Source organism: Hyphomicrobium sp. (genome assembly GCF_047600905.1).
Lineage (GTDB): Bacteria > Pseudomonadota > Alphaproteobacteria > Rhizobiales > Hyphomicrobiaceae > Hyphomicrobium_B.
The window spans coordinates 1,340,762-1,360,925 of sequence record NZ_JASGKD010000001.1; the positions used below are offsets into that span (position 1 = coordinate 1,340,762).

General features: G+C 57.1%; 17 protein-coding genes and 1 pseudogene. 6 read left to right on the plus strand and 12 right to left on the minus strand.

Annotated elements, in window-relative coordinates:
* Nucleotides 1–68: 68 nt before the first annotated feature.
* The 8 genes from QM780_RS06650 to QM780_RS06685 all read right to left on the minus strand — a co-directional run bounded on the left by QM780_RS06650 (nucleotide 69) and on the right by QM780_RS06685 (nucleotide 6,951).
* The gene (locus QM780_RS06650; protein ID WP_415069695.1) at nucleotides 69–887 is read right to left on the minus strand and encodes an anti-sigma factor family protein; all 819 of its coding nucleotides are present in this window, start codon (nucleotides 885–887) and stop codon (nucleotides 69–71) included.
* Nucleotides 884–1,426, minus strand: a complete 543-nt coding sequence (locus QM780_RS06655) for a sigma-70 family RNA polymerase sigma factor (RefSeq protein WP_415069696.1) — start codon at nucleotides 1,424–1,426, stop codon at nucleotides 884–886. The genes QM780_RS06650 and QM780_RS06655 overlap by 4 nt, the downstream gene beginning before the upstream one ends.
* Nucleotides 1,427–1,474: 48 nt before the next feature.
* Nucleotides 1,475–1,846 carry a c-type cytochrome gene (locus tag QM780_RS06660; protein ID WP_415069697.1) on the minus strand — a complete coding sequence of 124 codons (372 nt, stop codon included), beginning with the start codon at nucleotides 1,844–1,846 and terminating at the stop codon, nucleotides 1,475–1,477.
* Between the two features lie 9 nt (nucleotides 1,847–1,855).
* Nucleotides 1,856–2,806 carry a metallophosphoesterase family protein gene (locus QM780_RS06665; protein ID WP_415069698.1) on the minus strand — a complete coding sequence of 317 codons (951 nt, stop codon included), beginning with the start codon at nucleotides 2,804–2,806 and terminating at the stop codon, nucleotides 1,856–1,858.
* A gap of 145 nt (nucleotides 2,807–2,951) precedes the next feature.
* Complete coding sequence (locus QM780_RS06670; RefSeq protein ID WP_415071979.1) at nucleotides 2,952–3,725, minus strand: ferredoxin--NADP reductase; 774 nt, start codon at nucleotides 3,723–3,725, stop codon at nucleotides 2,952–2,954.
* Between the two features lie 2 nt (nucleotides 3,726–3,727).
* Nucleotides 3,728–4,441 (minus strand): pyridoxamine 5'-phosphate oxidase family protein, encoded by a 714-nt coding sequence (locus tag QM780_RS06675; protein WP_415069699.1) that lies wholly within the window; start codon nucleotides 4,439–4,441, stop codon nucleotides 3,728–3,730.
* A 144-nt stretch (nucleotides 4,442–4,585) separates the two neighbouring features.
* Nucleotides 4,586–6,061, minus strand: coding sequence for a PLP-dependent aminotransferase family protein (locus QM780_RS06680; protein WP_415069700.1), 1,476 nt, complete (start codon nucleotides 6,059–6,061; stop codon nucleotides 4,586–4,588).
* 209 nt (nucleotides 6,062–6,270) lie between these two features.
* The gene (locus QM780_RS06685) at nucleotides 6,271–6,951 is read right to left on the minus strand and encodes a hypothetical protein (protein ID WP_415069701.1); all 681 of its coding nucleotides are present in this window, start codon (nucleotides 6,949–6,951) and stop codon (nucleotides 6,271–6,273) included.
* Between the two features lie 511 nt (nucleotides 6,952–7,462).
* Between QM780_RS06685 and QM780_RS06690 the strand changes: the two genes are divergently transcribed.
* On the plus strand, nucleotides 7,463–8,551 hold the full coding sequence (locus QM780_RS06690) for a DUF3300 domain-containing protein (protein ID WP_415069702.1): 1,089 nt from the start codon (nucleotides 7,463–7,465) through the stop codon (nucleotides 8,549–8,551).
* 375 nt (nucleotides 8,552–8,926) lie between these two features.
* Nucleotides 8,927–9,738: pseudogene (locus tag QM780_RS06695) on the plus strand (recombinase family protein).
* On the opposite strand, the gene QM780_RS06700 reads toward QM780_RS06695, so the two are convergent.
* A complete protein-coding gene (locus QM780_RS06700) occupies nucleotides 9,735–11,405 on the minus strand; it encodes an arylsulfatase (protein WP_415069703.1) in 1,671 nt (556 codons plus the stop codon). The pseudogene QM780_RS06695 and the gene QM780_RS06700 overlap by 4 nt on opposite strands.
* 422 nt (nucleotides 11,406–11,827) lie before the next feature.
* Entirely contained in the window at nucleotides 11,828–13,294 is a 1,467-nt protein-coding gene (locus tag QM780_RS06705) for an ArnT family glycosyltransferase (protein ID WP_415069704.1), read from the minus strand.
* Nucleotides 13,295–14,272: 978 nt separating this feature from the next.
* Here QM780_RS06705 and QM780_RS06710 point away from each other — a divergent pair.
* Both QM780_RS06710 and QM780_RS06715 read left to right on the plus strand, forming a co-directional pair.
* Nucleotides 14,273–14,695, plus strand: a complete 423-nt coding sequence (locus tag QM780_RS06710) for an EamA family transporter (RefSeq protein ID WP_415071980.1) — start codon at nucleotides 14,273–14,275, stop codon at nucleotides 14,693–14,695.
* 25 nt (nucleotides 14,696–14,720) lie between these two features.
* Nucleotides 14,721–15,503, plus strand: coding sequence for a hypothetical protein (locus QM780_RS06715; RefSeq protein WP_415069705.1), 783 nt, complete (start codon nucleotides 14,721–14,723; stop codon nucleotides 15,501–15,503).
* Between the two features lie 39 nt (nucleotides 15,504–15,542).
* Here QM780_RS06715 and QM780_RS06720 read toward each other — a convergent pair whose 3' ends face one another.
* Both QM780_RS06720 and QM780_RS06725 read right to left on the minus strand, forming a co-directional pair.
* Nucleotides 15,543–16,862 (minus strand): sensor histidine kinase, encoded by a 1,320-nt coding sequence (locus tag QM780_RS06720; protein WP_415069706.1) that lies wholly within the window; start codon nucleotides 16,860–16,862, stop codon nucleotides 15,543–15,545.
* 66 nt (nucleotides 16,863–16,928) lie between these two features.
* Nucleotides 16,929–17,606, minus strand: a complete 678-nt coding sequence (locus QM780_RS06725; RefSeq protein ID WP_415069707.1) for a response regulator transcription factor — start codon at nucleotides 17,604–17,606, stop codon at nucleotides 16,929–16,931.
* Nucleotides 17,607–18,248: 642 nt separating this feature from the next.
* Between QM780_RS06725 and QM780_RS06730 the strand changes: the two genes are divergently transcribed.
* Nucleotides 18,249–18,860 carry an ANTAR domain-containing response regulator gene (locus QM780_RS06730; RefSeq protein ID WP_415069708.1) on the plus strand — a complete coding sequence of 204 codons (612 nt, stop codon included), beginning with the start codon at nucleotides 18,249–18,251 and terminating at the stop codon, nucleotides 18,858–18,860.
* Nucleotides 18,860–20,086, plus strand: a complete 1,227-nt coding sequence (locus tag QM780_RS06735; protein WP_415069709.1) for a CmpA/NrtA family ABC transporter substrate-binding protein — start codon at nucleotides 18,860–18,862, stop codon at nucleotides 20,084–20,086. Before QM780_RS06730 ends, QM780_RS06735 begins: the two co-directional genes overlap by 1 nt.
* Nucleotides 20,087–20,164: the final 78 nt, after the last annotated feature.

The window sequence follows — 20,164 nt, forward strand, 5'->3', positions numbered from 1 at the left end:
GTCCATAATGGTACCTACGGCGTATTTGTAACCATTGCACCGAGAAATCCCGGAAACAGGTTTCCGCGTCATCGGTCGACCGCGGCTTGGCGCCAGCGTGCAACGAATTCGTTAAGCTCATTCTCGGCTAAGTCCGAGACGACCGTGTAGTCGAAATCGCGACCGTGCCAGCGGATGACTGAATAGCCATCCTTCGTTGCCGCCAGAGAGGGGTCCGACGTCGCTCTTTGATCGGAACGGGGTATCGCGACAACGCTGATAACGTGGGCTCGGCGATGATAAACGATCACCGGCACCGGCTTGCCGTCGATGATCTCTACGCGGCCGCCCGCCAGAGGGAAGCCGTCGCCCGACAGATCGATGACCTGAGGCGACAGCGCGAGCTTGCTATCGAACCACGGCTTCACGGTATGCCGGTCGCTTGAGGCGACATCGAAAGGCGCCGCTGCGAGGAGCGCGCGCTGATGATCGGCGACGATGCCGGCGATCTCATTCGCTTCCGGGTTCGGGCGCAGCAGTCCGTACATGCCGCCCACGCTGACAGCAGCGGCGAGCACGGCCGCAGCAGCCATCTGGCGCCAATCATTCCATCGTGGAACGCGCGGGGGCAGCGGTATGACATTGTTCTCTGTAGAGGCGGCTAAAGGTACGTCTGCGATCGCGGCGATGCGCTTGCGAAAATCATCGGAAGCGCGTTCAGCTTGCAAATGCCCGGCCAACGTCTTTCGTAATTGCGCAAGGCGGTCGTGCTCGGCACGAAGCGCCGGATCGTTCGCCAGGCGCCTCTCGATATCCAGTACCGATGCCGCGTCCAGCTCGTTGTCGAGATAGGCATTAAGCAGGAGCAGCGATTCTTCTCGCGATGACCAGGACGGAGGCTTGTTCATGCGGCGCCCGCCTTTCCTTTGCCCGCCATGCCGATGCGCTGAATAAGCATGTTTCTGGCGCGTGCCAGGCGCGACATGACGGTTCCGATCGGGATCGAGAGAACCTTTGAGATGTCCTGGTAGCTGAGGCCTTCGATTTCTCTCAGCACCAGCACCTCGCGATACGACAGGGGGAGCGCCGCAATCGCGAGGTGCAAATGTTCGGCATCGGTTTTGTCTATCAGCATGGCTTCCGGCGAGGTTTGCGTCGCGACCATCTCCAGGCCCGCTTGCTCGAACAAGCTTTCATCGTCGGTCGTGATAACCGCCTTCGGCCGATTTTTGGCAATCCAAGTGAAAGCCGTATTCCGAACGATGGCGAGCAACCAGGCGCGTGCGTCCGTATTCCTTACAGCCGCGATCGCAGCGAAGGCGCGCACACAGGCGTCCTGGACGACGTCCTCGGCGTCGGTCGCATTGCCTGTCAGCCAGCGCGCCAACGACAACGCGTCGTCGACGTGCGGAAGGACTGCTTCGTTGAACCGTTGCCGGTCGTCCATTGGGCCTCGGGCTTGGAGCGTATGTTGCGATACATACGCGGCGGCGTGCTACTTCGCTCGTTCTTTCAAATATTCGATAACGTCGGCCCTGTCCTGGGCTGCGTCGAGATGAAAAAACATCTTCGATCCCGGCACGAGCTTTTGCGGATCGGTGAGCCATTTGTCGAGGGTATCTTCGTTCCAGGTGACGCCGGAGGCCTTGAGGGCGGCCGAATAGCTGTAATCGGGAACCGATCCTGCCTTTCGACCAAACACACCGCGATGTTTCGGACCGACGTCGTTACTGTCGAGCGAATGGCAATCCTGACAGCTTTGGTAGAGTTCTTCGCCATGGGCGGCACTCGCGGCGGCGCGCGCATTAGGGGCTGCACAGACCATAGCAGCCGCCAGCGCAGCCAGGAGCTTAGTAGTGCGTCGCATATCGGGTTCCTAGGTTTTTTCCGCCAACGACGTATCGTTGATGGCGAGCGGGGAAGAATTTCTTTTGAAAGTAACGCTCGTCAGCCCGAGCATGCTGCGGAGCTTCTCCACCGGAACGACCATCGGGCCCGGAGAGGGCGCCGCGCCTGGCGCCGGTTGCGGGAATGCCGTCGAGCGGGCGGTGTGGAACGTGACGTTGCCTTCGACCTTCTGCATCAGCTGATGAATATGGCCGTTAAGAACGGTGACTGAACCGAAGCGCTTCAGATAGCCGAGCGCGACCGCAGCGTCGTCGGTGCCCCATCCCCAATTCGGGTAGACCGACCACAGCGGAATATGTGCGAAGACGACGATCGGCGTCGATGATTTCAGCGGGCGGAGGTCGTCCTCAAGCCATTCGAGCTGTTCAGGGCCGAGGAAGCCCAACCCGAATTTCTTGAGGTTGACGACATTGTTCAGGCCGATGAAGTGCACGCCACTGTGATCGAAGCTGTACCAGCCGCCGCCTTTCGTGCCTTGGCCGTAACGCTCGAGATACGCCTTCTGCGTCGCTTCGTCGGTGATGTCGTGCTCGCCAGGGACGTAATGGGTTTTGATGCGCGTCGAGCCTATGATCTGGTTGGCATCGTCGAATTCGGCGGGCTTGGCGCTATGCGTGATATCGCCGGTGTGAAGGAGGAAAGCGGGCTTTGCCGGCAGAGCGTCGATGCGGCCGACAGCTTCCTTCAAGGTATCGATTGCATGCGGATTTGCAGGCTTATTGAAGCCGACGTGACTGTCTGAAATCTGCAAAAATGTGAATCCGCTTTTTGCCGCTTCGGCGGCCTCGGCCTTATCGAGCAGCGACAGCGATTTGGGCACGCCGCCGGTGACTGTCCAAAGCACGCCCGTTCCCGCCCAGATCATGCATTCGAGCGCGTGACGACGGTTGATGCCGTCGTCGTCTCTATTGTCCGTCATGGAAATATCCCTTTGTCAGGCTCCGCAAAAATTGGCGGATCGAAAGGGAAGACTCAGTCGGGCGGCGATTTATTCCGCCGGGTCGAAAAAAAATTATGCGCCTGCTCGAGGGCGCCGAAAATGTTGAGACGGTATACCGAATGCTTTATTTTTGGGCGAAAGCTTTTTCGATGACGAAGCTTCCCGGGTCGCTGGTATTGCCTTCGATAAAGCCGCGTTTTTCCAGCATGGTCGACAGATCGCGAAGCATTTCGGTACTGCCGCAGATCATCAACCGATCTTCGTTCGGATCGAGTTCGGGAAGTTCGAGCGCGTGCCGCAAGGTGCCGCTTTCGATGGCCGCCGTGATGCGACCCTGGTGGTGAAACGGCTCGCGCGTCACGGTCGGGTAATAGAGCAGCTGGTCCCGGACAGACTCGCCCAGAAACTCATCTTTCGGCAACTCCTCGGTGATGTAATCGCGGTAGGCGAGTTCGGCGGCGTGGCGCACGCCATGCACCAAGACAATCTTGTCGAACTGCTCGTAGGTGAACGGATCGCGGATAATCGACAGGAACGGCGCAAGGCCGGTGCCGGTGGCCAGAAGATAGAGCCGTTTGCCGGGGAGCAAATAATCGAGCACCAAGGTGCCGGTCGGTTTCTTTCCCAAGATGATGCGCTCGCCCGGAGCAATGGACTTGAGGCGCGATGTGAGCGGGCCGCCCTCGACCTTGATGCTGAGAAACTCAAGGTGGTCGGCGTGATTGGCGCTGGCGATGCTGTAAGCGCGCATCAGGGGTCGCTCGCCGACCATCAGCCCGAGCATCGTGAATTGCCCGTTGTTGAAGCGAAACGCGGCGTCGCGCGTCGTCGTAAAGCTGAACAGCCGCTCGGTCCAATGGCGAACGCTCAGCACTGTTTCCTGATGCGGTGCGGCCAATTTCAATCCTTTGCTTCCGAGATCTGCTCCGACCAAGCCGATGTATCCCCGGCGCGACTTGCGTAGCGGAACGCCTTGACGAAATCCGGCATCGCAATCTCTGCGCCAACGCGCGGATCGGCTACCGGCGGCTTTTGACTAAGCTCGAGTGCGACCATGCCCGCCCAGCGGTCGGATGCGAGATCGGGTTCCTCATCCCCAGGGAGTGCATCATTCACCTTGGCGGCCACTTCGTCCAGTTTCAGCTTGATGACCTTGGTGGCTTTCCACTCCTGTTCGCTCGGGAGTCGCGCGTAATCCCATAGTCCCGGTGCGAGCCTATCGGTGAAAACGGAAAGCACGTGCCGTTTCTCCTCCTCGCTGGTCACGGACGCCTCCCCAAATGCCATCACGGAGCGGTAGAGCACATTGTGGTTCATTGCCGCCCTGGCAAACACGATGCCGTCGATGTGCGTGACGCTGAAGCAGACCGGAATATTTTTCTCTTGTGCTTTCAACATGCGGCTGGCCGAAGACCCGTGCCAGTAAACATGATCATCGATTCGCCAATGGCTCGTCGGGGTAACATATGGCGCGCCGTCGAAGACATATCCGATCTGGCAGATGATACCGGCATCGATGATGGCGTTGATGCTGTCGCGATCGTACTTGGCGAGCCAATGGTAGCGACGCAGTCTGGTGCGGTCGGAGGGGGCGAGATCGGTCGGTTGCTCCATTTCGATGTCCGTCTTTGGGGCTGATGATGACGGAGGGATAGCGCACCAGTGGCCTGCGCTATTCATCCACTTACGGAACATCAGCCAGACCACTTGCACGGTAATGGTCTGGGGCGCGATAGCGAATGAGGCAGATCAAAAGCCTTAGTGCTTTCGGATGTTTTTTATGACGCGCATCAGACGAACAACGGCCGCGTAGCTTTCTTGCGGCGTGAGCGCGGCAAATCCCAAAACGAAGCCCGGCGTTCCGCCGCGCCTGATGAAAAGCTCACCGAGAGACGGGAGCAGAATGCCCTGCTGTTCCGCTTTTCTCCTTACCTCGGTCTCGAGGCCGCCGTCGTAGAGATGCCACGTCGCCTGAAATCCGCCGGCGGGAATCTGCAGTGAACCGAAAGGCGCCAGGTGCCGATCGACGGCTTCGACGAACGCGTCGCGGCGCGCTTTGAAGAGTTGGCGCATGCGGCGGATATGGGCGGTGAACTCACCCGTTGCCATGAATTCCGCCAGTATGGCCTGATTGAGGATTGCGGAGTGGCCGTCGACAAGAGTGCGCATAGCGACCAGGGGCGGCACGAGTTCTTTCGGTGCGACCAAATACGCGAGCCGAATGGCGGGAAACATCGTCTTCGTGAACGTGCCGAGATAGAAAACGTTTCCCGATGTATCCAATCCCTGGATGCACGAAATGGGCGCGCCGTCGTAGCGATACTCGCTGTCGTAATCATCCTCGATGATGAAGCTGCGATTGGCCTTGGCCCAATCGATAAGCGCCACACGCCGTTCGAGGCTTAGCGTCGCCGTCGTCGGGTATTGATGCGAGGGCGTGACGTAGGCGCCGCGCGGGGCTGGCGAGCGGCGGATCAAATGGTCCACCAGCATACCGTTATGATCGACATCGATCGGGAGCGCCGTTGCGCCCGAGACGGCAAGGGCCGAGCGAATGCCCGGATAACCGGGATCCTCGACCGCTAGCTGATCGCCTGGATCGAGCATCATCGTCGTTATCAGAAGCAACGCTTCTTGGGAGCTCGTGAGAACGACGACGTTTTCGGGGCTGCACCTCACGCCGCGATAGGCGCCGAGATAGCGGCTTATCTCTTCGCGGAGTTGCTCGAGACCCTGCGGATCGCAATACGTCAGCGCATTCGTGCCAAGACGTTTCGATACGCGCGAAGCGGTCTGCCTCCAAAGGTCGAGGGGGAATGAGCGCACGTCGGGATACGCGGCATGAAATGCTATCGGCACCGGATCGTGGACGCCGCCGGAGCGAAAGATCTTCTTGCCTCGTTCGGACAATCGAAGACTGCGCGATTTTCCACCTGGGGATGATTTGAAGGTCGCCAACTGCGCGCCGGTCTCGGAGACGAAGGTGCCGCTTCCCTGCTGCCGGATGATGTATCCTTCGGCTTCGAGATGCTGATATGCGAACTCGACGGTTTCGCGCGCTACGGCCAATTCCTTGGCGAGAAGCCGCGACGACGGCAGCCGGTCGAAGGCCTTGAGGCTGCCGTTGCCAAGCTGCCGCCGGATCGCATTTTGAATTCGAATGCCGATCGGCAGCTCATAGCGCTGCTGGTCTTGCAGCAACGCAACGAGCGTTCCGGTGAACTGGCTGCGCATTTTGAAGTGGTCCGGAGAAATATAGCCAAATGGCGGGATCAGCGATCCAATTACAAGCCGGCACTTTATGATGCGACGTGTTTCTACTCAATGTATTTTGCGATTCTAGACCGAATGCGCCCCGCGACCACCAAGCTGCCCTCGACGATGCCGCGACTTGCAATGATCCTGAAAAGACCTCGGCTCGATTTTAATTATTCCTGTTTTTCTTAAAGTGCCCCGGACGTCACCTTCAGCGTAGCATTGTCTCCGCTGATAAGGCCGCCCGGATAGAAGTTCGGAACATCGGCCTTGACCGTTACTGGTGCCGGGAGAGACGAGACCGCATTGTCAAGCCACCCTTTGGCGGGCGGCATCGTGGCAACAATCGAGAATTCCAGCTTGGATGATGGTTGGATCAGCGCGCTCTCGTTGGAATAGGCTCTGTAGAACAAGACAGTGCCGCTGAACGCATTACGACCGGAAACAGAGATCGGCGCAAACGGAACTTTGGGCCGCTTCATTCGCGCGGCAACGTCGTCCCGGCTGCCGAAGTATTGCGCGTCCGCCAGATAAGCGCTGTTGAAACGCTCGACTTTGTCGCTTCCGGGAGTTTTCGCCTGAAGCTGCAGCGAAAGCACGGTTCCGTCGCGCGCCCCACTATTGGCAATCGTAATCGAAACGGCCAGGACCTCGAATGGTCCGTAGGGGTCGCGGGTGTATTGGACGTTTTCGGATACGTAGAGATCTATTTGCGGCTGCTTCAGGGTCGATTCCCATAAGGATACGATTGACGCGATTAACGCCAATCCGGATATTGTCGACGCGAACCAGTTGCGCGTGTTCATGACGTCCCCATGTGCGATGTCGAAGGGTTCGCTGATCGGCTTCGGCGAATTTGAAGATTTCAACTTGCACCCCGTTCTTCAAAGCTAGTGCTTTCCTTCGAAATTGCGGGAAGAGTTAGTCCAAGGGCTGATTGAATTATGGTCGAAGCAGCAGTTTGCGGCCGCTCCGCAGTGAAGAGATTCTGCTGCAATCATCTTTGCACGTTCATTTGCGAATTCATTGACCATATCGGCCGCGATCTGCATCGCAGCATTGGATTTGTTTGACTGCGGTGCAAAAAAGCTTAGAAGCATTTATTGAGAAGCGGGCGGTTAATACGCGTTACCAGTTGTCTGGTTATGCCAATTCATCTTTTAATTCATTCGGCAGAAGTTTCCCGGTGCCCGGAGTCGCCAGGCACGCTAAATTGTTTTCTTCCCCCAATCGCGACGACAACCGCCAACCTTCATTTGATCTGGAACAACGCAAACAGCGGCGCGGTTCCGATGAGTAATTCAATTTGTGACAAGCAGACTTGGATGCCGACCTAGTGTCGAGGCGAGCGGCAACGAGCAACAGAGGTTGTGTAGAATTATGAAGATCGTCTTTAAAACCTGCATTGCGCTTCTGCTCCTTATGGCTTCCTTGTCGAGCGTCTCCCATGCCGACGAGCAGAAATTCACGAAGCAGCAGCTCGACCAGATGCTTGCTCCAATTGCCCTTTATCCCGACGATCTTCTTTCCAACGTGCTGATGGCTTCGACCTATCCGCTCGATGTCGTCGAAGCGGCGAGATGGCGAAAAGATTCCGCGAATGCCGGACTGACGGGCGATGCGCTTGTGGACGCGCTCAAGGCGAAATCTTGGGACCCAAGCATCAAGGCGCTCGTCCAATTTCCCGACGTCCTGAACATGATGAGCACCCAGCTGGACTGGACCCAGACCCTTGGTGACGCTTTCCTTGCCCAGCAGGATGACGTCATGAATGAAGTGCAGTTCTTGCGGCAGAAAGCTGACTCGAGCGGCCATCTCAGAAACAATTCGCAGCAGACCGTCACGCAGGACGATGGCGCGTATGTCATTCGCCCGGCTGATCCCGATACAGTCTATGTTCCCGTTTATGAACCCTCGGTGGTGTACGGTCCGTGGTGGTATCCGGATTATCCGCCTTACTATTGGGGCTACCCCGGCGCCGTCTTCACCGATGGCTTCTTCTGGGGAGCCGCCGGCATCGCGATCGCCGGTGGCATCTGGGGCTGGAACAATTGGGACTGGCACCACCACCGTATCGATATCAACGCCAACCGCTGGAACCGGATCGATGGCGACCGCCGCCGGATGAACAACAACTTCTGGAGACACGACGCGCGTCACCGCGGCAACATTCCGCGCGGCGCCAAGCACCTTGACCGCGCCGATATCGAGCGCCGACTGCAGCGCACCGACCACAAGTCGCTCAACAACAACTTCAATCACGGCGAGCAATTGCGTCGCAATGGTCGCGAATTCAATAAGGCCAGAGGCGGCAAAGCGAGATCAGGCCAGGTTCGCCGCGGACCGAGCGGAAAGAATTTCGCGAAGCCCAACCGTCCGCATAATTTCCGTGCACGCCCTCACGCCAACCGGTCGGCGGTTCGGGCTCATCGCGGCGGCGGAGGCGGCAGACGCGGTCGACGGAGATAGGCAGGCTCAGAACGAGACTCGACGTTCCTTGATCGTGAGAAGTTCTTTGAGATCTTCGATGAGATTCGCGGCAATAGCCGGAGGACGCCCAGGGTGGGATGGATTCTTTCGCCTTACCTGGAGCCGCCGTTTATTCCCAATCGTTGGCCTCATGAACGTCTCACTCCGATGGCTTCGGTCAAAAAGGTCCTTTTTTGTGCGGCGTTGTTGCAGAATGGTTAGCGCGCTCTAAGCTGGGAGATAGGCGCTTCTCGACAACCGAGAAGCAGCGCCGCAGCGACGAGCAAAAAGGACCCCTTTTGATATGTTTTCCACGCATTCTCGCAAGGTGCTTTGCGCTCATCGGCGCTGGCGGGCACGGCTGCGCTTTGCTGCATGTTGATTGGCTACGCTCGGGTTTCGACCGACGAACAGAATTTGGATTTGGAGCTCGATGCGCTTCAGCAGGCAGGTTGCAGTCGTATCTTTTGTGACCGTGGTTTTTCCGGAGAACTAAGGGGCGCCCGCCCCTCGATGACGCGATCCACACGCTTCAGTCGTGTGACACCCTTATAACCTGGAAACTTGATCGGCTTGGCCGAAGTCTGTCGCATCTAAGTTCCCTGGTCACGGATCTTCAAAGCGTCGGGGTCGCCTTAAGGTCCATCTCCAATACGATAGATACATCCACTGCTGGAGGCAGACTTCAGTTTCACATGCTGGGAGCGCTGGCTGAATTCGAGCGCGCGCTGATCAGCGAGAGAACGAAAGCGGGGATGGCCGCTGCGCGAATGAGAGGTGTAGCTCTTGGACGCCCATCCAAGCTCATTGAGGCGGAAATCAAAGATATCAGTGGCGACAATGCCCCAGTGCCTTCTCGGCGATCGCAAAGCGACTTGACGTATCCACCTGCACGGTCAGACGCGCGATATCAAACCGTCGAAAGGTCTGTGCGTGAAGCGGCTGTAATTCGATCCCACATCGACTTTCACGGCACTCAAAATGACTGCAAGGTCCCAGAAGCTGACATCTGCTGCTCAGCTGCAGCAAAGCCTTTTTGCCGGGGCGGACATGTCTGCTGTCGGAGGTTCGGCGGACGCTTCAGCGTGAGCGCCAACGAGCGCTCGCGACCCAAAGCGGGCTTGCAGCATCGCGGCTGCCTCCGGCCCGCTAACTCAAGCGGGCCGGTAGTTTTAGTTAAAGATTAGTTCGACCCTCTGCTGGCAGCCTCCATGCTCGCCATGACGTTATCGAGGTTGAAGCTTGCGGGCTTCTGACGAACCGGAAACTCGCTGAAGCTCGTCAGCCATTGGGCAGCAAGCCCCTGCATGGGAACCTGAACGAAGACGTGCTCGGCCAGCCATTTATCGTATTCGATGGACTCATCGCCACGCTCGAATGGATCGGAGCGCACATTGAAGAGTTTCGGCACCCGCAAGTCCGTGAACTGGCCTTGCCAGACGCCAAGCCCTTTGTGGTTTTGCTCGAGGAACACGCACTTCCATTCCTTGAAGCGGATTGCGACGAGCTGACCGTCGTCATTCCAATAAATGAATTCCTTGCGCGGTGGATCTTTCGCTTCGCCCTTGAAGAAGGGGATGAGGTTGTAGCCGTCGAGGTGAACCTTGAAGGTCTTGTCGCCAATCTGCGCGCCCTTGAGACATTGGGCTACGATATCGGGATTCCCGCCTGCTGCCGCAAAGGTCGGGATCAGATCGTAGTGCGAAAACATTTCATTGTAGACCGTGCCGGGCTGAATGGTGCCCGGCCAGCGTATCAGCATCGGAACGCGATATCCGCCTTCCCAGTTTGTCGCTTTCTCGCCGCGGAACGGCGTGCTGCCGCCGTCCGGCCACGACATAACCTCCGCACCGTTATCGGTGGTGAAGATAACGAGAGTATTGTCGGCAATGCCGAGATCATCGAGTTTCTTGAGTAACTGACCGATATAGCCATCGAGTTCCACCATGCCATCCGGATAGATCCCGAAACCAGTCTTGCCTTGCGACGCAGCTTTCAGGTGTGTCCAGATGTGCATACGCGTGGAGTTGAAGTAGCAAAACCACGGCATGCCGGCTTTGTGGTTGCGATCGATGAAATCGAGCGCGGCCGTAAGGAACTCCTCGTCGACGGTTTCCATGCGCTTGGTATCGAGTGGTCCGGTGTTCTCGATGACCTGTTTGCCGACGCGGCCATAGCTCGGGTCGTCTGTCGGATCATCCTTGGCGCTCGCCTTGCATTTCAAGACGCCGCGCGGTCCGAACTTCGCACGAAAGCGTGGGTCCTTAGGATAATCCGGATTCTCGGGCTCCTCCTCAGCATTGAGGTGATAAAGGTTGCCGAAGAACTCGTCGAACCCATGCGCGGTTGGCAGGAATTCGTTACGGTCGCCGAGATGATTCTTGCCGAATTGGCCTGTCGCATAGCCGAGCGGCTTCAGCGCTTCGGCGACGCTCATATCTTCGGCGTGCAGGCCGACTGTCGCGCCGGGCAAGCCGACCTTTGTCAGACCGGTGCGTATCGGCGATTGCCCCGTGATGAAGGCTGCGCGCCCTGCCGTGCAACTTTGCTCGCCGTACCAGTCGGTAAAGACCGCGCCTTCCTTGCCGATCCGGTCGATGTTGGGCGTTCGATAACCCATGATGCCCATATTGTAAGCGCTGACATTGAACCAGCCGATATCGTCAGCCATGATCATTAGGATGTTCGGTTTGGCAGCGGAGCTCGGAGATGTCGTCGATGGCTTTGCATCTTCCGCCCGAGCGGTCGAGGCGTTCGTGGCCGCTAACGTGAGCAGCGATGCGCCTGTCATGAGAATGCTTCTGCGATCGGGATTTGCGGATGTCGTTTTGACGTCGTCTGCTTCTCTGATCATGGCATTGACCTCACGTTCGACGAATGGTGATCATTCGCGATGAAACGAAGCGGCCTGCCCGTCTAGCGCGCGCACTGTCGGAGTGGATCCGATGGAAGTCAAAAACATTTGTCGCTGCGCTGCGCAAGATATGAGGATGGTAAAGATCGCGTACGCTAAATGGCTGCTCTTGGCCCATAGCGCCAATAGCCCGAGGTCGGCTTTCTGACCACCGCGACTTCGAGCCATTAAACCGGGCCGGTCGTTGGTCGGTCCCAGAAGCGGCGGTAGCGCCGACAACGGTTGTGCTGGTGGTTGCCGCTCATACAAACGTCTGCTTACGCATCCTGAGCGGCAATCAACGGGAGATTCGAGATAGCCGCGGATAACCCCAAGCGCACATGTCCCGGGGACCGGTTCCAAGCCGGAGATCCGCAGCCGAGCTATTCCAGCCTCAACAGAACTGCTCGATCCATTACAAGACGGGATTTTATGTGCCCATTGCCTCGCGCAACTATGGCACTTACGGCGTCTGCGGGGACCACGATCCATGCGGGTTTGGCAATCGTCGGGATTGCATTCTGATCAATGGTCGTCGTCCGATGCGCAAAGTATGCAAGTTCATTCAGAGCCGTATCCCAACCTATCCGGTAGACTGGAGCTTGCGCGCGAGCGACAAGCTCGCTTATTTGTGCGCCGTCGACCTTCGAATGATTGTACGCGGGCGTGAGCAGCCCATCAGAAGCGGAGTGGATTGCCGCGTACCCGAGCAAACCGAGGGTTATCGATATCGCGCCGGCAACGAGAGTAGGCCACCGCTCTAACAATGCGTCGTATGCGATACCTGCAAGAACACACAGCGGCAGCACCATCGGCAAAATATAGCGGGGATTGATCTCGGCGGGCCAAAACAGAATGACGAATGTGCACGTGAGCGCATAGCAGCCCAGAGCCATGATGAAATGCCGAGGCACTCTTTTCCCGATGGATTTGGCACCTGTCAGCAAGAGGGGGACGACAAGCAACGTCGCGGGAATGGATTCGAAAAAGAAATCGATGGCATTGGCAAATGGATGCGGTTCGGTAAACCCGTTGGGCGAAAGCCGCGTGTATCGCAACCATTCGCCTTGGTCGCCTGGGACGAATACGTTAGCGTACCACAAACCTATCGGGACCGCGGCCAAAAGGCTGGCTAGAAAAAGACCCGGAAGTTGCCACCACGTCGATGTCAAAGCCGCGAAGGCGACGATGCCAAGCGCGAAGTAGGCTACCGGCTGAGGCCCCTTTAACAGCGCGGCTATTGCCAGCAAGCAGCCGATGCCGAACCAGCGGCCAACAGAAATTCGTCCGGTGGTATAAGAATTCCACCAAGTCAGGAACGTCGCGAACAGTATGACTGCGAGGGGCAGATCGGCGACCGCTGTCACGTAATATCGGATCACCACGGGCGATGACAAAAATGCCAACGCGCCGAACATTGCCGCGCCGGCACTGGCCACGCGCCGCAAGGCGTTCCGGATGAGAAAAGCGCCTGCGAGAAGGGAAAGAATTATTGGAAGTCGTGCGACGAACGGACTGACATGGCCAAATGGCATGCTCATCGCCGCTATGATCCAGGATAAAAGGGTCGGACGTTCTATCCAGCGCAGATTATATAGATGAGGTGTCAGCCAATTGCCGTCGTCCAATGCGCTTTGGGCTATCGTTACTGTCAGACCTTCAACATAGTGATAGCCATGACAAAGCGCTGGTGGCACCGACACCAAAAGCCACACACCAATGATCAGCAAAGGTGAGAAATCTCGGCGGGCGATCGCATCCCATAGTTGGATGCCCCGTTCCGCGAACCGTTGAAGGGCCGAGACTCGCCACCTTTTGTGGAAGTAGACACCAATTATTTCATTCGTCATTGGATGTTTTCTTGCTCGTCAACGAGAATGCCCGGAGGCTCGATCGTCGACGTGAAGTGATTTCGATCGAAGGCGGAATGGTGCCGAATTTCATACCATTATGTATGCGTCGCGCTTTCGGAGCCGCTTGGATGCGCCAAAGCAATGACGTGATGCTCGGGAAAAACGTTTGTATGAAGACCTATCGTATAGGCCTGTTGCAGGTGGAGCTTGGCTAAACAGCCTAGCCTACAAAAGGGTGATCATTTTGCCGCAAAGCCACCTCCAAACGCGCGAAAGCTCAAGAGGTCAATGACTGAAGACGGCAAATAAATGGTATGAATACGAAAGAATTTGCGCGGGCTCTTCGCGCCTTCGCCGAGCTCGCGGATTTCGAGAGATCACATGAAATCCATGGTTTTGCGGACTTCATCGAGCAAGGCGGCAATGAGACGATTTTTTCGCGACTGAAGCGGCTGAGCCCTTCGCACAGCTATCCTCGCCGGCTCAAAGACGGTTTGGAAGCAATCGAGACAGGCCTTAAATCGACAGGCGCGACGAAACAGGCAAACGTGTTTCGCGACTTTCAAAAACTATTTGCGGGACGTCCCGGCGCGACTTTGACAAAATTCATTGACGAGATTTCGGTATCGACGCAATTGCCGGATCTCGGCGCTCCACGTTTCAAGCGGGCGAATCTCGATCTCGCGAGAGACGTATCTCACAGGCTCACCGAGCCATGCCTCGATATCAGATCGTTTCAACAGATCATGGAAAAGCTTCGTTCACCAGCGGAGATCGATACGGCTACGCTCACGTTGATCGCGAACCTCGTTCTCGGAAACCGATGCGTGTACCGGGATCGCAAAATGGCGATTGGCGCCATAGAAAGACATTTTCGGGGTCGGTTGTTTCGCTCGATGGAGACCTGCAATGAAAGCGGATAATTCATCCAAGAGTTCGCACACCCTCTGAGAAGAAAGTTTTTCTATGCCGGAAATGTCGCCGTGGCTCGTATCGGCAATTTTGTCTGCCGTCTTCGCGGCGCTTACCGCGATCTTCGCAAAGATCGGTGTGCAGGGCATCGATTCCACTGCGGCGACATTCGTCCGCACCTTGGTCATCGCGGTCACTCTTTTCGGTATCGTAACGGCACGGCACTCGATGCCGCCGCTGAATAGCATTTCGGTAAAAACCTACTTTTTCCTAGTACTGTCCGCGCTCGCGACCGGCGCATCATGGATCTGCTATTTCCACGCTTTGCAGCTTGGCGATGCGGCCAAGGTGGCGCCGATCGATAAGTTTAGCGTTATTCTCGTCGCCATTATGGGAGCGACGTTCTTGGGAGAGCGGCTCTCATGGGTAAATTGGGCGGGCGTCGTTCTGACCTCGATCGGCCTGCTCATGGTAGCGATGCGTTGATCAATTTTCCCCGGAGAAGCGGCCAGTGAAGGGCGTACGCTTGACTCACATCGAACCGATTTTTTCTAAAGTCGCTCAGGTCACGATTTTTTTCTGGATGATGAAAATCCTGGCGACGACGCTCGGCGAAACCACCGGCGATTTCATTTCTATGACTCTCGGTCTTGGATATTATGCCGGACTTGCGATCACGTTCTCAATTCTCGCGCTGGTGCTTTGGGCTCAGGTCACGACCAAAGCGTATCATCCGCTGTTGTTCTGGACGTCGATCATCGCGACGACAACGGCGGGCACGGAAATCTCGGACTTTATGGATCGCTCGCTCGGGCTCGGATATTTCGCTGGTTCCATCATTCTTGCGGCGGGATTGATTCTCGTCCTCGCCGTCTGGCATTATCGCGAGGGCAATCTTCGCGTCTATCCGATCGTTCGCCGCGATGCAGAAGTCATGTTTTGGGCAGCAGTCTTGTTGTCTAATAGTCTCGGAACCGCCTTCGGCGATTATCTAGTCGGCGATGCTGGCTTGAGCTTCGTCCAGGGTGCGTTGGTAACGGCGGGAATCATCGGCGTCGTTGCGGTTCTTCACTATCTGACGCGAATCGACGACGTCGTTTTGTTTTGGATCGCCTTCGTCTTCACCCGGCCATTCGGTGCGACGTTTGGAGACTTTTTGACGAAGCCGATCACCGATGGCGGACTGAATTTGCCTCGTGAGTACGCGTCGATGATGACGTTGGGACTTCTCCTGGCGGTTCTATACGTCTCGATACGCTGGACGGAGCAAAAACCTCCAGTGCGTTCCAGTTGATGTGATAACCGGAGCGTTCGCGGTCCATCGCGTTGGCCGTTAGTCCTCAGCCGAATGACCGCCGAACCTGACCTCGGCAATGAGGCCTGGATTGTTATCGGCGAGTGTTACGGTTGCGTCGTGGAGCGCAGCGATCGCCGCAACCAAGCTCAAACCGAGCCCACTTCCACGCGTTGTCCGGCTTTTCTCCAGGCGATAGAGACGCCTGAAAACCTTTTCGCGCTCTTCGGTGGGGATGCCGGGGCCCGTGTCTTTGACCCGAACGATCGGGTGTTTGAGGTCACCCGAGATCTCGACCTCGATATTTGCCCTGTCGGGGCAATGTATGATCGCGTTTTCGATGAGATTGATGAAAAGCTGATTCAGGAGACGACGGTCGCCGCGAACGCTCGCCGGGCTTGCACCGTTGGAGCAGAGCCGCAGATTATGGCGCCGCTCCTCGGCGACAGCCTCTAATGCATCGACGATATTCGCAAGCAGACTCTTCAGCTCCACCTCGACGAATTTCGTCCTACGCGCTCCTGCCTCGATTTCGGAAATGCGCAGCAGTGCTTCGAACGTATCCGCAATATTATCGATCTCGTCGAGGGACGCATCGACCGCTTCCTTGTAGACGGCGATGCTGTCGGGACCTGACCGAACGATTTCGAGCTTCTGGCGCATCCGGCTGATCGGGGTTCTGAGATCGTGCGCGATGTCGACCGAAACCTGTTTGAGATTGCCGATCAATTTCTGCAACCTGTCGAGCATGGCGTTGATGAGCGCGGCAACATGATCGATGTCGTCGGAGATGGCGTTCCTCGGGACGCGTCGGTGAAAATCCCCAGACGCCACGGCGTCGAGTACGTGTTCCATCTCTTCCACGCGCCTCTGCGCTTTAAGCCCGAGCAGATAGCCGCCGAGAAGCGCGCAGACGATTGATAGACAAATTCCCAATAAGAGACCGCTCAGAAGCAGCCTTTGTGCATCCTTGATGTCGCCGTTTCCATCTCCGACAAAGAGATAGCCGCCTTTCACCGGCGTCCAGGTTCCGATGACGGCATCGCTCGCCCGAGGGGACGCCCAATGCCCGACAAGGTTCAAGTCCTTCCACGGTATCGTTCTGAAGCCATCAAACCTCTCCATGGAGCGAACGTTCCCGGAAATGTACTTTCCGGCTTCATCGGTCAGCAGATAGATGTCCTCATCCGACTCGGCAATGAGCGCGCGACGCGCGACCATCGCCGCGAGCTCCTGAAAGCCATCGCTTTCCTCACCTTGAACATCGACGAGGGTTTTGCGGACTTCGTCGATGTGGGCTTTGAGATGGGAGCTGAGCTGCTGGCTGATGACGAAATAGAGAATCGCAAAGATCAGCACATTGATTGCCGTAATAATCCCGGCAACGAAGTTCCGGCCAGACGAAAGGCCGTCTGTCGCGTTATCCTAGACGGAGGGATCAATGATGTAACCTAAACCTCTGACCGTACGAATGAGAGGCGTATCGCCTGGCCGATCGATTTTCAATCGCAGCCGGCTGACATTGGTCTGAACGATCGACGATTTCGTGTCCGGTTCAAGGCCCCACATTTGTTCGAGGATCATCGATCGTGTGACGACCCGTCCAAGGTTTTGAAGAAGGATCTCCAGCATTCTGAATTCCCTCGGCTGCAGATGGATGAGACGACCTCCGCGCCGGACCTCATGTTTCACAAGGTTTACTTCCATATCGTCAACCCTGTAGAGGAAGTCCTGTTTGGGGCTGGGCGGTCGGCGGCCGAGCGCAGCCACTCTGGCAACGAGTTCGCCGAGTGCGAAGGGCTTCACAAGGTAATCGTCGGCACCACTTTCGAAGCCCTCGATACGATCCTCAATGCCACCGACAGCGGTGAGAAACAGGATGGCTGAGCTAACCTCGGCGCGCCTCAGGCTTCGAACCAGGCTCAATCCGTCAAGTTCGGGAAGCATCCGGTCGATGACCAGCACATCAAAGGCGCCGATAGTGGCTTTCTTCAAGCCATCCATGCCGTTAGCCGCGACCTCGACTTGATGCTTTTGCTTTGTCAGGCTGTCGCCGACCAGCCTCGCGGTCTCAGCATCGTCTTCTATCAGCAAAATACGCATGGCGCTTAGTGTTCAAGGTTGAAGCAAAGGATCGTCCCGAAAAGGGCTCGCCCCCGAAGTTTTAGTTTCGTGTGACAGAATTGCGGCCGGATCGTCACCAATCTGCATAGTTTTGATCAATGCCAACCTTTGGGCCCATAACGTCGAACGAGCGATGTCAGCTTTCGATGGCGTTTCGGGCATCGCACGGACAGCTCTCTTTCGTCGCAAACGGCTATCGCCCCGATGTCTGCGAACTCGGCAAAACTGACTTAGGAGTTGGCTCGCAAGTTTCGTACAAATTTCACACGGGCCGTTTTGCCGTCGGCCTCTAAGTCGAGCCGCTTTGCCGAGAAAGCGGTCATCGCCGCAACCGCCAAGCAATGACGCCAGAAGTGCTGGCGCGCGTCTGTTCCTCTTCCGAGAGCAGACTCCGCGAGTCGGTCTAATCCGAGCAGGAATACTCAATTGCCAAATTTTTTTGAATGGTTGGCGCTTACGCCTGTTGCGATGTTGCTCAACCCACGGCCCAAAGTCCCTCAATATTTTCCGCTCTCAGACAATCCATCTGGCACGAACGACTACGGCACCGAGCGCCTTTGCGCAGTTGACCCGTCGCTCAAATGGTGTAGGCGAGACGTTCTTTCTGATGGACGCACGAGCATGCAGACGGCGCCGAATCCTCTTTCCATCCTGGTTATCGACGAAAACCGCCTGCGCGCTTCTGTGATCGAAGCCGGGCTGCGGGACGCTGGTTACGTTAACCTGACCGTGGTTCATGACGTTGTCGGTATCGCGCGGCGCATTGCCGAGGTCGAGCCTGATGTCATCGTCATCGATCTTGAAAATCCCAATCGCGATATGCTCGAAAACATGTTTCAGCTTTCGCGGGCTGTGAAGCGGCCAATTGCGATGTTCGTAGACCACTCCGACAGCGCGTCGATCGAAGCAGCTGTCGAGGCCGGGGTCTCGGCCTATGTCGTTGATGGCTTGAAGAAAGAACGGGTCAGGCCGCTCCTCGATATGGCGGTTTGCCGTTTCAACGCGTTTTCGCGAATGATCCGAGAACTCGAAGAAGCGCGCTCCGAACTCGAAAACCGCAAGCTTGTTGATCGGGCTAAAGGTATCCTCATGACAACGCGAGGCCTTTCGGAGCCGGAAGCCTACGCGCTTTTGCGCAAAACCGCGATGAACCAGAATCGAAAGATCGGGGAGATTGCCGAAGGTTTAATAACCGCGGCTGGACTTCTTTCGCCGCCCGAGGGAGAGCGATGATGGCAGGCGGCGCAAACCAAATAACGGCCGGCTTCTTGCCGCTTTTAGATAGCGCGGTGCTCATCGTCGCGAAGGAACTGAATTTCGCGGAGGCTGAGGGCATCGATCTCGCATTGGTGCGCGAGACCTCGTGGGCGAACATTCGCGATCGATTGGCCGTTGGACATTTCCAGGTCGCTCACGTTCTCGCGCCCATGCCTATCGCCTGCAATCTCGGGCTGACGCCGCTCGTTGTGCCGACGATTGTGCCAATGGCGCTTGGCCTCGGTGGAAATGCGGTTACGGTCTCGAATTCATTGTGGGCCGACATGGCGGACAAGGGAGCGAGGGCCGACTTCGACCCTGCTATGGCCGGCCGGGCATTGAAAGCTGTCCTGGCAGACCGCGCTTCGAAATCGAAGCCTATGTTGCGGTTCGCAGTTGTCCATCCTTACTCCGGGCACAACTACGAATTTCGATATTGGCTGGCAACTTGCGGGATTGATTCGTCGCGCGATGTCGAAATCGTCATCGTCCCGCCTCCGCTTATGTTAGACGCATTGGCGGGCGGTACGATCGACGGCTATTGCGTAGGTGAACCTTGGAATACGGCAGCGGCTCTCGCCGGAAAGGGTCACATCGCAACGGTCAAGGCGGCGATTTGGCGGTCGAGCCCGGAAAAGGTTCTTGGCGCGCGCGCGCGATGGGCCGAAGAAAATATCGATGTGCTTTCCGCGCTTTTACGCGCGCTTTGCGGAGCTGCGGAGTGGTGCGGCGATGCGCGAAATCGTGACGATCTGGCGCGCATCCTGGCCGAAAAGGCTTATGTCGGGCGTCCTTCCGAGTGGCTGCTCCCGGCGCTTGAGGGAGAATTGCCGGACGGAAGCGGTGGCGCGAAAGCGGTGACCGATTTCTTTGTCCCGTTCGCAAAGGCCGCGACATTTCCGTGGAAGAGCCACGCCCTCTGGTTCTATTCGCAGATGGTACGCTGGGGGCAGATCAAACACACCGCAGAAAATTCGCTCGTCGCACGCGAAACCTATCGGCCGGATATCTATCGCGCGGCGTTGAAACCGCTCGGTATCGCGCTTCCGGTGGCGAACGCAAAGGTCGAGGGTGCGCTCACCTCTGCTACGCCTGTCGGTTCGTCTGGCGCCAGTTTGGTGCTCGGGCCGGACGGCTTCTTCGACGGCGGTTTGTTCGACCCAGACAAGCTCGATGCCTACATTGCCAGCCAGGCTCAATAAACCTGCGCTGCACAAATTTTGCGCCCAGGCAGCGTTAAGTTGCTGAATGTTTGGACTTGCGATGCCTTCGCAAGTGCC

Excerpts from the sequence above, each read along its gene's own strand:
- QM780_RS06650 (WP_415069695.1), bottom strand. The coding sequence starts at position 887 with ATGAACAAGCCTCCGTCCTGGTCATCGCGAGAAGAATCGCTGCTCCTG.
- QM780_RS06655 (WP_415069696.1), bottom strand. The coding sequence starts at position 1,426 with ATGGACGACCGGCAACGGTTCAACGAAGCAGTCCTTCCGCACGTCGAC.
- QM780_RS06660 (WP_415069697.1), bottom strand. The coding sequence starts at position 1,846 with ATGCGACGCACTACTAAGCTCCTGGCTGCGCTGGCGGCTGCTATGGTC.
- QM780_RS06665 (WP_415069698.1), bottom strand. The coding sequence starts at position 2,806 with ATGACGGACAATAGAGACGACGACGGCATCAACCGTCGTCACGCGCTC.
- QM780_RS06675 (WP_415069699.1), bottom strand. The coding sequence starts at position 4,441 with ATGGAGCAACCGACCGATCTCGCCCCCTCCGACCGCACCAGACTGCGT.
- QM780_RS06680 (WP_415069700.1), bottom strand. The coding sequence starts at position 6,061 with ATGCGCAGCCAGTTCACCGGAACGCTCGTTGCGTTGCTGCAAGACCAG.
- QM780_RS06690 (WP_415069702.1), top strand. The coding sequence starts at position 7,463 with ATGAAGATCGTCTTTAAAACCTGCATTGCGCTTCTGCTCCTTATGGCT.
- QM780_RS06700 (WP_415069703.1), bottom strand. The coding sequence starts at position 11,405 with ATGATCAGAGAAGCAGACGACGTCAAAACGACATCCGCAAATCCCGAT.
- QM780_RS06705 (WP_415069704.1), bottom strand. The coding sequence starts at position 13,294 with ATGACGAATGAAATAATTGGTGTCTACTTCCACAAAAGGTGGCGAGTC.
- QM780_RS06710 (WP_415071980.1), top strand. The coding sequence starts at position 14,273 with ATGTCGCCGTGGCTCGTATCGGCAATTTTGTCTGCCGTCTTCGCGGCG.
- QM780_RS06725 (WP_415069707.1), bottom strand. The coding sequence starts at position 17,606 with ATGCGTATTTTGCTGATAGAAGACGATGCTGAGACCGCGAGGCTGGTC.
- QM780_RS06730 (WP_415069708.1), top strand. The coding sequence starts at position 18,249 with ATGCAGACGGCGCCGAATCCTCTTTCCATCCTGGTTATCGACGAAAAC.
- QM780_RS06735 (WP_415069709.1), top strand. The coding sequence starts at position 18,860 with ATGGCAGGCGGCGCAAACCAAATAACGGCCGGCTTCTTGCCGCTTTTA.